We start from the raw sequence: 14,732 nt of genomic DNA on the forward strand, positions 1-14,732 counted from the left end.
TTAGTGGGGCTTCAAAGTCAAAGGCCGAGGAGCCTGGTCCCCAGGCCGAAGCGTACCCACAGCAGGCGGTTTTTTTTTGGTCTATTTTCAAACCAAAAAGGAAGCATAAAAAAGGCGGTACCCTCGCTGGAGTACCGCCCGGTGTCGCCTATTCTTCGACGTTCTTTCCGTCGTATTCATCAATCATAATTTGCTTTAATTCAGACACAAGTGGTTCCCGTGGGTTGGCCGTCGTACATTGGTCCTGGAAGGCCAATTCAGCTAATTTGTCCACGGTCCGGTCGAAGTGCGCTTTGTCCACGCCGTTAGCCTTCAAACTCAAGGTAACGTCAACGGAGTGTGCCAAATCAATGACTTTAGCCACGAGAGCTTCCTTCAACTCCTCCTTAGTCGTCCCAGCTAAGCCAAGGTAACGAGCAATCTGAGCGTAGTCTTCATCAGCTCTGAAGGTTTCGTACTTCGGCCACATAGCCAGCTTCGTTGGTTCCTGGAAGTTGTACCGGATAACGTGTGGCAAGGTGATGGCAATCGCCAACCCATGTGGTAAGCCGAATTTCCCACCTAACTTGTGGGCAATCGAGTGATCCACCCCGAGAAAGGCATTGGCGAAGGCCATCCCGGCCAACGTTGAGGCGTTGTGCATTTCCTCTTTGGCCGTGACATCCCCATTGTAGGAAGCCGTCAGATTATCCATAACTAGCTTGATGGCTTGCAGCGACCATGGTCGCGTGTAATCGGAAGCCATAGCGGAAACGTAGGATTCGATAGCGTGAGTCAACACGTCTAATCCGGAGTAAGCCACCGTCTTCTTGGGGACCGTTTGGATAAATTGCGAATCTACAATTGCCACGTCAGGCGTCAACGCATAGTCAGCCAATGGGTACTTCACGTGCGTCTTGGAATCGGTAATGACGGAGAATGGCGTCACTTCTGAACCAGTCCCAGACGTCGTTGGAATGGCCACGAATTGGGCCTTGTGTGGCTTGTGGAACTTGTAAGTCCGCTTCCGAATATCCAAGAACTTCTGCTTAGCCCCGAAGAAACTAGCGTTAGGGTCTTCGTAGAATAACCACATGTTCTTAGCGGCATCGATTGGTGACCCGCCACCTAAAGCGATAATGGTATCTGGTTTGAAGGTCCGCATCTGCGCAACCCCACGTTCAACCGTATCGGTGGTTGGATCAGGTTCCACGTCAGAGAACAGGGAGTATTCGATCCCATTTGGTTGCCGCTTCAATTCATTCAAGACGGTGTCGATGTAACCCAGTTCAACCATCGATGGACTAGTAACCAGGAAAACCCGCTTGATGCCAGGCATGTCGTCGAGGTAACGAACGGACGTCTTTTCAAAGTAAACGCGAGGTAATTTAATCCACTGCATATTATTTCGCCGCTTTGCAATAGTTTTGATGTTCAACAGATCAAATGAGGAAACGTTATGAGACACGGAGTTCTTCCCCCATGACCCGGTTCCCAACGTCAATGAAGGAATCATTTCGTTGTAAAGGTTCCCAATCCCCCCGATAGCGGAAGGCGTGTTGACGAGGACTCGACTGGCTTTCATCTTAATCCCAAATTCTGTGGCGAGATCGTCGTTGGTCGTGTGGATGCCAGCCGTGTGACCCAACCCACCGAAGTGCAGCAGGTCGTCACAGATTTGGAAGGCATCCGCTTTGTCTTTCGCCTTGTAAATGGAAATCACTGGGGACAGCTTTTCTTGAGAGAGTGGGAACTTTGGCCCGACACCTTTCAATTCGGCTGCCAAGACTTTGGTGTTAGCGGGAACTTCAATCCCAGCCAATTCCGCAATCTTAACCGCAGACATCCCGGCAATTGGACCCTTAACGCCACCCTCTGGCCGGAACATCGCATCGGCCAGCGCTTTTTCGTCGGCCTTCTTAATGAAGAAGACCCCGCGATCTTGCATCTCTTGCTTAACAGTAGCATAGATTTCTTGGTCAACGACGGCACTGTTTTCAGAAGCACAGACCATCCCATTATCAAACGTCTTGGAAAGCACGATGTCATAGACAGCCCGCTTGATCTTCGCCGTCTTTTCAATGTAAGCCGGACCATTACCAGGACCAACCCCTAAGGCAGGTTTACCGGTTGAATAAGCCGCCTTTACCATGCCGGGACCCCCGGTGGCCAAGACACTGGCAACCATTGGGTGATTCATCAGCGCCGTCGTCGCTTCCAAACTTGGCTTGTCGATCCACTGGATCACGCCTTCTGGGGCACCGGCAGCGATAGCGGCATCACGAACCACCTTGGCAGCCATCACGGATGAGGCCTGTGCCTGCGGATGGAAGGCAAAGATGATTGGGTTTCGCGTCTTCACGGCAATCAAAGACTTGAAGAGCGTCGTTGACGTGGGGTTCGTCACTGGCGTTACCCCAGCCAAGATTCCCAGGGGTTCGGCAACGGTGATCAGTTGCCGTTCACGGTCATCTTTAATGATGCCGACAGTCTTGTCATGCTTAATCGAATGCCAAATTTCTTCAGTGGCAAACATGTTCTTAATGGCCTTATCTTCCATGACACCCCGGCCAGTTTCTTCGAAGGCAGCCTTAGCCAACGCCATATGTTGGTCTAATCCAGCAATTGCCATCTGGTGGACGATGTGGTCGACCTTCTCTTGGGTAAAGTCATCCATGGCGCACAGAGCGTCGTGGGCTTTAGCCGTCAACCGGTCAATCATCTGGTCAACAGTTTCGGTTTTTTCAATTGTTTTGGTTTTTGGATTTTCTTTCACGTTCTTTAACATGCTTATGCCTCCGTTTTTGAAAACAGTCTTGTTAAGTTCTTCACGAGTTATATCTTAGCACGTCTTGAAATTTCTGCAAGGCCTTTATGTTAAAAAGATCACAAAAAGTTTCGGCACTGATCAAACGTTGATTTATCAGTATTAGCCTTACAAAGGCATGTAAGCGCATACATAAACATTTAAGCGCTCGTTGAATTTTATTTGTGTGAATCTTGTCACTTTCAGACTGTTTCATTTTCACATGCCCTGCAGTGACCTTTTCATCGATCCGCGAAACGTCCGTCTTTTCCCAGATATTTAAGCCTCACCACGTCATTCTTCAAATATTTTAGGAAACTCTATGCTAAAGTAAAGATAGCAAAACAATTTTAGGGGAGAAGGATTGATCGCATGCGACCTTGGGCCTTTTGGCGGGAAGCCACCCACCACTTTTTCAATCACTGGGGCAGCTATGTTACCCTGGTCTTCATGACAAATGTCGTTGTGAGCTATCTGGCCGTTCCAGCCTTTACCTGGCTGACAGCCGAACTCATGCGTTGGCAACACGTCCCATATATTTCTTATACCAATATCGGGTCACTCGTCATTTCTCACCCACTGGCCCTCGTTGGCCTGGCGTTGATTCTATTGGCGATTATTACGCTGGTCTACTGGCAGTTCGCCTACCTGTTACTGGGAATAACCAACATTCGCCACGGACGGCCACAGAGCTCTCTAGCGGTCTTAGGCGACACCGTCCGCAGCATTGCCGGCGCCTCACCCAGCACCTTTCTTTTCTTTATTGGCTACTTCATCGTCATTATTCCCTTTGGGAGTGAGCTCTTCTCCACACCTCTCCTTAGCAAGGCCAAGATTCCCGCATTTATTGTCAGTTATCTCTTGGAGAAACCGATCATGGCCGTGGCGCTGGGACTCTTCTACGTGGGGGCTGCCTACCTCGGTATCCGGTTGATCAGTGTACTCCCCCTGATGATTCTTGATCAACAGCACAGCCGCCAAGCCATTCGCTTGAGTTGGCAGCGAACCCGCGGCCATTTCTGGACTTACCTTAGTCGCATCCTGATTACCTTGGCATTCGTCTCTGTCACCATTTGGGCCATCTACGTCGCGATCTACCTCGGACAATTAGGTTTTGACCACACCCACTTCGGACTAGCCGCAGCCACAATTAACCTACTCGTCATGGAAATTATTACCGAATTTGTTGTCTGTTACAGCACCGTGATCTTCATGATGGTTATTCTCAGTAGTCATGAGGGCCAACGCCTGACGCCCACGACCTTTCTCCGGTTCCACGAGCCCGCGAAGACGAAGCTCCGAACTCGACTCTTCATTACGGGTGGGGTCATCTTCATTTCCGGCTTGCTGGTCACCTTCAATCTCGTCTATCTTAACGGCTTCGCTATGAGTCGGCCCCTGACGATTGCCCACCGGGGCGTGGACCACGGCAACGGCGTTCAGAACACCATCCCCGCCATGGTCAAGACCAGCCGGGAACACCCCGATTACGTCGAAATGGACATCCGCGAAACCAAGGATCACCAGTTCGTGGTCATGCATGACGGCAATCTCAAAACCTTAGCCGGGTTAAACCGTAGCGTTTCCAAGATGACGTTGAAACAACTCACCGCGGTAACCGTCACCGAAAATGGCTACCAGGCGAAGATTCCCAGCTTCGAGGCTTACCTCAATTCGGCCATCAAGCACAAACAAAAACTCCTGATTGAGATTAAAACCAGTCGCCATGATTCAAAGGATTTGCCAGCCCGCTTCTACCGTCAATTTGGGCAGCGCATTCTGGCCAATCACGACGAGGTTCACACCCTGAGTTACCGCACCATGAACACTTTGAAGACGGATTATCCGAAACTCTTCGTCAGTTACATCATGCCGTACAACCTCACCTTCCCTCACACCAAGGCTAACGCCTATACGATGGAGTCGACGACACTCAACGACACCTTCATCGACCAGGCCGAGAAGCGCCACAAGCGGGTCTACGCCTGGGATATTGACGATGCCACGCAGACCGACCAAATGATGTTTTTGGGCGTCAATGGCGTCATCACCAATAACCTCAGAACGATTCAACAGGAAATCAAGGACAACACGGATCACCCGAGCTATGCCAACCTGTTGTTAACCTTCATGAACGACTTATCCTTAGAGTCACAGACACAATAAAAGAAAGGCACCGCAGCAATTCCCAGTCGGAAAAGTTGCGGTGCCTTTGCACGTTTACTTATTTCTTTTCAATTTTACGAATTGGTCGTTTGATGAGGTGCAGGAGTTTCTCGGATTGTAGCCGGGAAACGACAGCATCGATGGCCACCTGCATCAGCTTTTCATTTAAGTCCTTGGCGGCCGGCTGAACCTGTTCTTCACCCAAGTGGTGCAAGCGATCTTCCAGCTGGCTAATGAAGTTGTCATAAGCCTGCTTCGGATAGTCTCCTGCTGTAATCTGGTCGATGCCGGAACGGACTGTATCCGTCTGAAACATCGGCTTTAAGAGACTAATCATCAGGATATCCGTGAGCTGCATGGGCTGATACTTCTTCTTGACCGGAGCCAAGATTACGTGGTGTTTAACATAGTTGTTAATCATCGCTGGGGTAATGGTATCAATACCCAAGGGACCGAGAATATCGTTAATTAGCGCTGTCACCTGGTCCATGTAAAGATCAAACTTAGGGAGATCATCCCATCGTGGCAATTTAACGCCGTGCATCTGGTGTTCCCACCGCGTGTATTGATTGAAGTCAGCCATGTCTCATTCCTACCCTTCCGTTTCTTACTGGCAATTATAACATATTACCTAGTTCTAAGAACTAGATAAGCATTAATTATTGAGTTTTCAGCTAGCGCCAACGTATACGACTCAGAATTCGTTTTCCCAAGACCTCCTGAACCACCAGGAAGATTGGTTGGACACTGATCATTAACGGGATATAAATCAAAGCCAACTGCCAGTTCAGCAGGTTAACCAGGGAGAAAATCGACCCCAAGAAGAGAAAAACAATAGCAAAGAGTCCCGCCATTAGAGCGACCAAGCCAATCTTGAAACGGTTGAGCGGCCGGGCCACTCGGAGTAAAGCATTGAGACTGATCAGTCCGGTCATCAGGACACTCAGCGTCGAGGTCGTCGCGAAGTCGAGGTGAAATTGTGTGCCCGCGGCCAGAATGACCAGAATGTACCCGACTACGCAGACCGCAGCCGGGGCCGCAATCTCCATAACCTGTTGCATGAACCGCCCCTGAATGCGGGCGTAGTTGGGTTGTAACGCCAGGAAGAAGGTCGGAATACCCACCATTAGCGAGGAAATTGGCGTTAACTGAATTGGTTCAAACGGATAACTCCGACTCATGAAAATAAAAATCAACGTCAGCACTACCGAGTACATGGTCTTGATCAGGTAGAGGGAAGCCACCCGCTCAATATTATTAATGACTCGGCGGCCTTCATTGAGAACATTAATCATCGCATCAAAGTTGGAGTCCACCAGCACGAAGTCCGCCAGACTCTTGGTGGCTTCACTCCCGGAGGCCATGGCGATACTGCAATCCGCCTGCCGCAGGGCCAACAGATCGTTGACCCCATCCCCGGTCATGGCCACGGTATGTCCCGCCGTCTGATAAGCTTGGATCAGGCTCTGCTTTTGACTTGGGGTTACTCGCCCAAAGACATTATAGGTTTCAACCAGTTGGCCGTAGTCGGGCGTTGCCCCCACTTGGCTCATGTCAACCAGCTGGTTGGCACCAGCGATCCCAGCACGTTGGGCAATACTAGCCACGGTCACGGGGTTATCCCCCGAAATGACCTTGAGGGCCACTTCTTGGGTCGCAAAGTAGCCAAAGGTATCCTTGGCGCGCGGCCGCAATTCATCCGTGATGCACAACAGACCCAGCGCTTGCGGTGCGGCGGGTTGTGGCGTCGTCAGCTGATCGACTTGGGCCAACACGAGCACACGATAACCCTTCGCTGCTAGATCAGTGATCCGCCGTTTGATTTCGGTGGGAACCGTCGCGAAGATAAACTCCGGCGCACCCAACACATAGGCCGAGCCACTAGCTAACCGTGCGCCACTCCATTTTCTCCCGGATGAAAACGGCAAGACCTCGCTAGCCGTCACAGTTGGTGTCCCCAAGGCAGTTTTGACCGCCTGAGCAGTCTCGTTATCATCACCCGTCGCCGCGACCAACTGAGCCAGCGTCGTTTGTAAAGCCTCTGACGACTGGTTGCCCACGGGTTCGATACGGTCAAATTGTAATTGCCCGTTGGTAATCGTCCCGGTTTTATCCAGACACAGAACATCAACACGGGCTAAGGCTTCGATTGCTGGTAACTCTCGGACCAACACGTTGCGTCGGCCCAAGGTGAAGGCTCCGGCCGCCAAAGCCACCGAGGTCAACAGGACCAGTCCCTCGGGAATCATCCCCACCACAGCCGCCACCGTGCCGAGAATGGCTCGGTTCTGATCTTGTCCGCGCAAGAGTGAGGAGACGAAGAGGGCCACCCCCAACGGGATAATGGTAAACGTCAACACCTTAATAATTCGATTGATAATCGTGAGGAGTTCACTGGCCCCTCGCTTTTTTTCTTTAGCAGAATTAGCTAGCTTCTTAACAAAACTACCATGGCCAACCGTTGTCGCCTGTACTGTGGCCCGGCCGCCTAGAATAACACTCCCAGAGATGAGATCATCCCCGGTGCCCTTCATAATGGGTGTCGATTCCCCCGTAATCTGAGACTCATCGACTTCGATTCCAGCCGTTTCTCTGACGCGGCCATCCACCGGTAACTGGTCCCCACGGCCTAAAATCATCAGGTCATCGATCACCAAGTCATCCTGCGAATACGTCGCCACCTGGCCATTACGGCGGACATTAATTTTACTTTCCGAAAGCAGGGCCAGCTTATCGACCTGTCGTTTCGATCTGATTTCTTGGAAAATTCCGATCCCCGTATTGAAAACCACAACGCCAATGAATAGAAGGTTTTTATAACTCCCCGTCAAGAACACTAATCCACCCAACAGGAGGTTGATCAGGTTGAATAGCGTTAAGAGGTTGTCACGAAAGATTTGTTTGACGCTTCTCGTCAGTGGGGGCAAGGGATCATTCTGTTGGCCCGCTGCAATCCGCTGACGGACGGCAGCATCATCTAGACCTTGATCCAGTAAGGGTAACTCACGTTCTGGCATCGCCGATTCCTCCTTTTACGGGTTCTTTAATCACTATTGTACTCGATAATCCGCTTTCAATCCTGTAATCACGCGACATTTTCAGGAACTTTAAAAATTCGGTAATAGTTCACAGGACCTCGTTGGAGTGTTTAAATGGACGTATGGGGTTGTGGAAGGGGTCACCTGTGGCTGCCAGGGATTACGCCTGCTGTGGGGACGCTTCAGCCCTGACCTCCTCCGGCTTAGATCGACCCTTTCCGCAACGAAGCTCTCGCCCCACCTTTTTTAATTCTACGGACTGAGACGTATCCAAATGACGTCTCGATCTACCAAATTTATCGTTAATTTCCGACATAATCATTGCGGCCGGCAACCATTTAGTCGGTCACAAATATCTCGCTTCACTACATAAAGGAGGCACCACCATGAATCACAAATCTTCATCTGTTATCCTGTTCATTCTCTACGTTGTCCTCTTCGGTTGTATGTTAGCCCATAAGGACATGCTGGCCATGTGGCTAATGACTTTCGGCATGTTAATTGAAGCCTCAATCAACCTGTACGACCAATTCAAGCGACCACGCTAATTAACCAAGGAGACGATAGTCATGACTATTAAAAATCTTGCTTCAACCCGCCCACTGGCAGATGGTAACGCCATCCCCGGCATGGGCTTTGGAACCTACTTATTGAGTGACCAGGAGACCATGGACGCCACGATTAAGGCCGCCTGGGATGCCGGATATCGACTCTTCGATACGGCAATGCTCTACCGCAACGAAGATATCCTCGGCACCACTTTGCAAAACCTTCAGATTCCTCGTCAGGAGCTCTTTCTGACCAGTAAGGTCGCCGAAGTGGCCCAGGGTTACGATGAAACCCTGCAGGCCGTCACCGGCTCTTTAAAGCGGCTTCAGACCGATTACCTGGACCTCCTGCTGATCCATTGGCCCGTCCGGGAACACTTCTTTGACACCTGGCGCGCCCTCGAACAACTCAAGGCCAACGGTCAGGTAAAGTCGATTGGGGTATCCAACTACACCGTAGCTCACCTGGAGTTACTGGCAACCAAAGCAAAAGAGATGCCCGTCATCAACCAAGTTGAATACCACCCTTACCTGAACCAACAAGCGTTAAACGACTTCGATGCCGCTCACCACATTATCACTGAAGCTTGGAGTCCCCTGGGTCGGCGCGTGGACTTGGCCGACCCAATGATCGCTAAGATTGCCGGGCACCATCACAAGTCAGTTGCCCAGACCATCTTACGCTGGGAACTGCAACACGACATTTTGCCAATTCCGAAGTCGCAACACGCCGAACGAATTCGCCAGAACGCCGCGGTCTTTGACTTCACCCTCAGCGAAGATGAAATGACGATGATCGACCTGCTGAATAAGAATCAGCGAAACGGCAATGAACCCGAGATCGTTTACGAAACCGGGAAACAGTATTAATTAGCATTTAATAGCAAAAATAAGGGTCTGGGACAAAAGTCCCAGACCCTTTGTGCACTCCGAACGTATATTGCGGAAACGTGCGACAAAAGGCAGTCAACTCCGCTTAACCCCGATAGACAAACAATCCAAAACCGGGATTATTCGTCTATCGACGTTAATGCTCATTGACTAACCGCCTTTTGTCCCACTCTCTTATTTTCTTGTTTCCTGAAGGTTTTTAAGAAACACAATCACAATCCTGAAATCACGGAACCAGTGACTACTCGCTGTTAGTCAATACTAATTTCGTGGTTATTGTCAACTTCGGCTTGCTTTGGCAAGGTCAGTGTCAAAACACCATCCTTGAAGGCGGCCTTGACCTGCTTCAAATCGATGTTTGGCAGATAGAAGGAACGAGCCACGTTTTGGCTGTGGCGTTCTTGCCGCAAGATCCGACCGTCGTCATCCTTGGTGGATTCATTGACGTCTGACTTACCGGAGATCCGCAAGGTTTCATCACGATAGTCGATGTGAATGTCATCCTTCTTGAAGCCTGGCAATTCAGCGGTAACCACGTAGTCCTTGTCATGTTCGACGACATCAGTCTTCATAGCCGCATCGCCACTAAACATGTCGTGACCTAAGTTGCCCACTTCATTGAAGAAATTCATTGGATCAAAGAAATCATAATTCCGGTTCATTAAATCGTTAGCCATAATCAATTAACCCCTTTCTGCTTTGCTTGATTACATTTTCTATAATAGTCAGCATTGGTCAGAAATGCAAATAATTAGCACTCATCTCATCAGAGTGCTAATTTGTCGTGCTCAATCACTGCTACTACTGATCTATTAGGATAGCTATCCTAGATCATTCCATCATCATTTTCAATGATTTTGCTTAAAGGTCAAAAAAGGTAAGCAATTCATCACGAATTACTTACCCTTTAGCATCACCAAATTAACGAGCCGTTTCGATCACGACATCGTCTGGAATGGCCGTGACATCTTCCACGGTCTCCAGATTGGCAACTAACCAATTTTTATCATTTTGAATGAGTTTATCCGTAAAGTTCCGGGCCCAACGACCGTTAGACTTTTCTTCAGCCGGTAGGCTGGCATACTTGTTGGCAACCAGGTGCCGCAGGAGGGACTCATTGACATGCCATTTCTTACGTAAGGTCCGGCAAACAATCTCCCCGATCTCGTCCGGCGTGTAGTCGGCGAAGTTCAACGTCAGTGGAATCCGTGACCGCAGTCCCGGATTAGCTCCCAAGAATTCATCCATCTGGTCGGTATACCCGGCGAAGATGGCGATAAACTTATCCCGATTATTTTCCAGTTGCGTAATCAAGGCTTCAACGGCTTGTTTTCCAAAGTCATTGCCGCCGTTACCACTCGCCGTCAGCTGATAGGCTTCATCGACAAAGAGCACCCCGCCCATGGCGTCTCGTACGGCGTTAGCGGTCTTCTGCTCCGTCTGACCGATGTACTGGCCAACGAGGTCGGTCCGACCAACTTCCATGACTGTCTTCTTCTCTAGAATACCGAGATTGTAGAAGAGCTGCGCGAGAATCCGCGCAACGGTCGTCTTCCCGGTCCCGGGATTTCCGGCAAAGACCATGTGATAGGTCGGTTTCTGCTCATCTGGCAAGGCGTCCTTCAGCTTCCGGTCACCGGCGACGCGGTCCACCAGCTTGTGGACGAAGTCTTTGACCTCATCCAGTCCAACCAACTGATCGATCTGCGTCAGGAGTTCCTGAACCTTGGCTTCCTTTTCTTGTTCGTCGCCCCCGACGAGTTCATTCAAGTCGCTGTCTAAGATCGCCGTGACATCACGGTCGGGATCTTCGATACAATTGTTGGCGACGATCCGGACCAATTTTTCGTTAAAGTTCCGGACCCAACGGCCATTACTGTTTTCAATATTGGTCTTATAGGCCTCTTCAATCGTCTGGGTGTAGAGATCACGATTAAAGGTGAATTGCTGGTCGTTCAACAACTTCATCCCGATCTCGGCCACTTCTTCACCAGTGTAGTCCTGGAAATCAAAGATGTTCGGCGCCCGTGAGATTAAGCCCGGGTTCATGTGCATAAAGTCCTTCATTTCCTTGGTGTACCCGGCAAAGATGATCATCAGGTCGTCACGGTGGTCTTCCATGAATTTCAGAATGGTATCGACCGCTTCTTGACCCCAGTTCACCGAACCACCCTCCTGATACAAGGTGTAGGCTTCATCGATAAAGAGCACGCCGCCCAGCGCCTGCTCCAGCACCTTCTTGGTCTGAATGGCTGTGCCCCCAACGTTTTGGGAGACCAAATCTTGGCGGGAAACTTCGACGTAGTTGTCCTTAGGTAAGATACCTTCTTCAAACATAATCTTACCAACCAACCGCGCAACCGTCGTCTTCCCAGTCCCTGGATTTCCTAAATACAAAGAGTGGTAAGACTGCGCCACGCCCTTCAGACCCTGTTCCTTACGCTTTTGATTGAAGATGGCAAGTCGAATGAATTGAGTCACGGCTTCTTTGACATTGTCCAACCCGATCATCGCGTTGAGTTCATCTAGTGCTGACTCTTCTGGCTCAGCTTCGGGCTCCGCAACCTTTTCCTCTGGGTCCTTGGTTTCAACCACTGGTGCTGGTTTCTTCTCTTCTGGTTTCGGCTCTGGTTCGGCAGGCGTACTGCTGACCCCTTCCAGACGAACCTCTGCTCCCTCAACTTCGGCTGAAGACTGTTCATCCATTGAGACGATAAGCCACGTCAGATCACTTAGGTTATTACTGCCAGCCTGCAAAAGCGCGTGCGTCAATGACGCGGACGTTTGTGGGTAATCGAAGTTTAAGGCATCCACCACGAACTGTGATCCCGAACGCAAGGTAATCATGTTATCACCGTCAGCAGCACCACTAAAGTATACGTCACTCCCCTTATACTGAGAGTTGTCAACGCCACCTAAATACCGCTGAATCTGCGTGGTCTGTAAATCAACGACTGCGCCATCCCTGGCCCAAATCCCCTGGACGACGGACTTGTTAAGGAGAACATTTGCTCCTTTCCTACAGTTCAGACCTTCCCCTTTGTTCTGGCGAATCTCAGAGTTTGTCAGTGTAACATTACCGCCCTCGGTCCACAAAGCAGGATAGCTTTCCGTCGTATGACTGTCTAGGATGGCGCGATTCAAAACGACCGTTCCATTTCTCTTGTTAGAAATAATGTTGTATTCCGATGAATAGATCGTCAGATTTTCAACTTCCAAGTAGCCATTTTCCTTCATGGAAAAATGCGAGTCAATCACCACGTCGCCAGGTTGTTGGCCGTTTCCACGGAGGTGTAAATTTCCCACGTCAAAACCGTTGGGAAAAGTGTAAGTTCCCGGATCAATGACCACAACATCCCCGACGTGAGACGCCTTAATGCCTTCATCAAAAGCCTTTTTCCCAAAGCCTTTACCAACTGAAATTGCTTTCTTCAACACGCCATCTCCTTACGCAACCAACTTAAATGTGCATTTTCTTCGCTTGACTGTTCATGTAGATTAATCCGATGGTTCCCAGAATAAAGCCCAGGCCCCAACGAACGAAGAAAAGCACAACTTGACTTAACCACACAACGGGCGCCATAATGCCACCCCATCCGAGGCGCTTAAAGTCCCCTAAGAGGAAAAAGGCCACATTTCGCAGACTGCTTGGGAAGTTTTCAATGGCATTGTCAGCTTCGAGCATAATCGTTGTCGCAACCGGATAGAGAACCAGGTTCAGCAACAACCACAGTGGTTCCAAGGGGACACTAATCTTTGAGTCCCAGACTAGGACACAGGCAATGATCGAGAAAATGTATTGCTTAACCCAGAAATTTGTGGGTTGCAAGGCATAAATCCGTTGAAAAAAATTAGACTCCTGTTCGGTCGTTGCCTCTGTGGCCTGCGTGCCGAATTTAGGAGCCGTCTTGGCCTTCGGCTGTTCTTCTGGTGCTGCGGCCTGGGTCCCGAACTTAGGGGCTTCGCTAGCCTGTGGCTGCGTCTCAGCCGGTTGTTGCTTTGGTTCGTCTGGTGCACTATTGACCCCAAACTTAGGTTTCTTTTCGTCATCCATGTTGATTCCTCCTAAATATAGGTCAGATTATCTGTCGTCATAGCCAAGTTTAACCACTGAAAAAATGCTGAATGGCTAAATGGTCTCAAAAACTATGTATAGCACCCAATCGCGTGCTCAAAATGATTATATCACAAGGGTTTACCCGTCAACAGGCCCAATCCCACCGCCTTGCGCCAACTTAACGACGTCTAACTTCACAACCCAAACGCAATCCTGGGCCCCTACTTATACTAACGAAATCCAGCTAGACTTTTTCGCAAGTTTTGAAAAATTAACTATTAAAATGGTAATTTATCGGCGGCAAATTCGCGAAAAAGTGGGATGGCGAGTGGTAGTTAGGCAGACACTCGACCACCGTCATCAAAACATCGGATTGTCTAACAACCAATTGTGGCAACTCCAAAGATCAACATATGTTGCGGCAACGCTCAAACCTAGCCGGAGGAGGCTAGGGATGACGCCGGCCGTGGTGGTGATGTTAGACCGAGTGATTTTCTCGGCCTTACATCACGGGCGACTTTGAAGACTCGCGTTCTTAGCGAGGCTTCAATTCGAGCGAGAAGCCCAAGGGGCTGAAGCGGCCCCACAGCAGACGCAATCCCTGGCATCCGCAGGCGGCCAATTTCATCCAACAATTCCCAAGCTATATAAAAAGAGGCACCCGGAACAAGTCCGAGTGCCTCCAAATTCACTAATAATTTTAGTAAGTTTCTTGATCCTCAACTGGCTTAGGCTTAACAATCTTTTCGCCTAAAGCATCCGCCAAGTCCTTCAATGCGGCTTCACGGGTTGGGATAACGTCCATGTTGAAGATGATAGAGTCGATGTCTCCACCGGCAAAATCAAATTGTTCGAAGTAGACGTATGGGTCATGTTCGTCGTCATGATTCAAGAAATGATCGGTAACGGCTTCTGAAAGTGCGGTTGCCCAAGACAAGTCTTTCATCTTTGGTAGATCGTGCTTCGTCACATACCCCGGTTCCAACAACAATTTAGCTGCCTTGTCCACGTCTTCCGTTGGAATTTGAACAGCTTCTTTTTCTGTGTCTTCCTTTGGTGTATCTGCCATAATCAAAATCTCCTTTGATGTTACTAATTTCAGTCTAATCCTTTTTCCCGGAAACGTTAAGTATGTCATTGGCAAACGATAATCGAGTGTTCTTACGCTGTTCGGTTGCCAGGCAAGTGAAAAACAGGTACAATTTTGGTCAACTCATCTACTATAAAAAGGCACGGAGACGCGCTAT

At 49.6% G+C, this 14,732-nt stretch carries 10 protein-coding genes; 3 read left to right on the forward strand and 7 right to left on the reverse strand.

The window, feature by feature from the left end; genetic code table 11:
- Positions 1–148: 148 nt before the first annotated feature.
- Positions 149–2,767 (reverse strand): bifunctional acetaldehyde-CoA/alcohol dehydrogenase, encoded by a 2,619-nt coding sequence (gene adhE / locus EKM70_RS07580; protein WP_125546692.1) that lies wholly within the window; start codon positions 2,765–2,767, stop codon positions 149–151.
- A gap of 390 nt (positions 2,768–3,157) precedes the next feature.
- Here adhE and EKM70_RS07585 point away from each other — a divergent pair, with 390 nt between their 5' ends.
- Positions 3,158–4,951, forward strand: coding sequence for a glycerophosphoryl diester phosphodiesterase membrane domain-containing protein (locus tag EKM70_RS07585; protein ID WP_125546694.1), 1,794 nt, complete (start codon positions 3,158–3,160; stop codon positions 4,949–4,951).
- A 58-nt stretch (positions 4,952–5,009) separates the two neighbouring features.
- Here the strand turns inward: EKM70_RS07585 and EKM70_RS07590 are convergent, their stop codons facing one another.
- Both EKM70_RS07590 and EKM70_RS07595 read right to left on the reverse strand, forming a co-directional pair.
- Positions 5,010–5,534, reverse strand: coding sequence for a DUF1836 domain-containing protein (locus tag EKM70_RS07590; RefSeq protein ID WP_125546696.1), 525 nt, complete (start codon positions 5,532–5,534; stop codon positions 5,010–5,012).
- 91 nt (positions 5,535–5,625) lie between these two features.
- Complete coding sequence (locus tag EKM70_RS07595) at positions 5,626–7,968, reverse strand: cation-translocating P-type ATPase (protein ID WP_125546698.1); 2,343 nt, start codon at positions 7,966–7,968, stop codon at positions 5,626–5,628.
- A gap of 407 nt (positions 7,969–8,375) precedes the next feature.
- Here EKM70_RS07595 and EKM70_RS11405 point away from each other — a divergent pair, with 407 nt between their 5' ends.
- Together EKM70_RS11405 and EKM70_RS07600 are read left to right on the forward strand one after the other, a co-directional pair.
- Positions 8,376–8,537, forward strand: coding sequence for a hypothetical protein (locus EKM70_RS11405; RefSeq protein WP_164506356.1), 162 nt, complete (start codon positions 8,376–8,378; stop codon positions 8,535–8,537).
- A gap of 21 nt (positions 8,538–8,558) precedes the next feature.
- Positions 8,559–9,407, forward strand: a complete 849-nt coding sequence (locus EKM70_RS07600; protein WP_125546700.1) for an aldo/keto reductase — start codon at positions 8,559–8,561, stop codon at positions 9,405–9,407.
- Positions 9,408–9,679: 272 nt separating this feature from the next.
- Here the strand turns inward: EKM70_RS07600 and EKM70_RS07605 are convergent, their stop codons facing one another.
- From EKM70_RS07605 to EKM70_RS07620, 4 genes are all read right to left on the reverse strand, one after another.
- A complete protein-coding gene (locus tag EKM70_RS07605; protein ID WP_125546702.1) occupies positions 9,680–10,105 on the reverse strand; it encodes an Hsp20/alpha crystallin family protein in 426 nt (141 codons plus the stop codon).
- Between the two features lie 244 nt (positions 10,106–10,349).
- Positions 10,350–12,863: an AAA family ATPase gene (locus EKM70_RS07610; protein WP_125546704.1), complete on the reverse strand. Its 2,514-nt coding sequence runs from the start codon at positions 12,861–12,863 to the stop codon at positions 10,350–10,352.
- A gap of 25 nt (positions 12,864–12,888) precedes the next feature.
- On the reverse strand, positions 12,889–13,482 hold the full coding sequence (locus tag EKM70_RS07615) for a hypothetical protein (protein WP_125546706.1): 594 nt from the start codon (positions 13,480–13,482) through the stop codon (positions 12,889–12,891).
- A gap of 703 nt (positions 13,483–14,185) precedes the next feature.
- Positions 14,186–14,554 (reverse strand): hypothetical protein, encoded by a 369-nt coding sequence (locus tag EKM70_RS07620; protein ID WP_057878961.1) that lies wholly within the window; start codon positions 14,552–14,554, stop codon positions 14,186–14,188.
- Between the last annotated feature and the right edge of the window lie 178 nt (positions 14,555–14,732).

The organism is Levilactobacillus lindianensis, assembly GCF_003946095.1.
Lineage (GTDB): Bacteria > Bacillota > Bacilli > Lactobacillales > Lactobacillaceae > Levilactobacillus > Levilactobacillus lindianensis.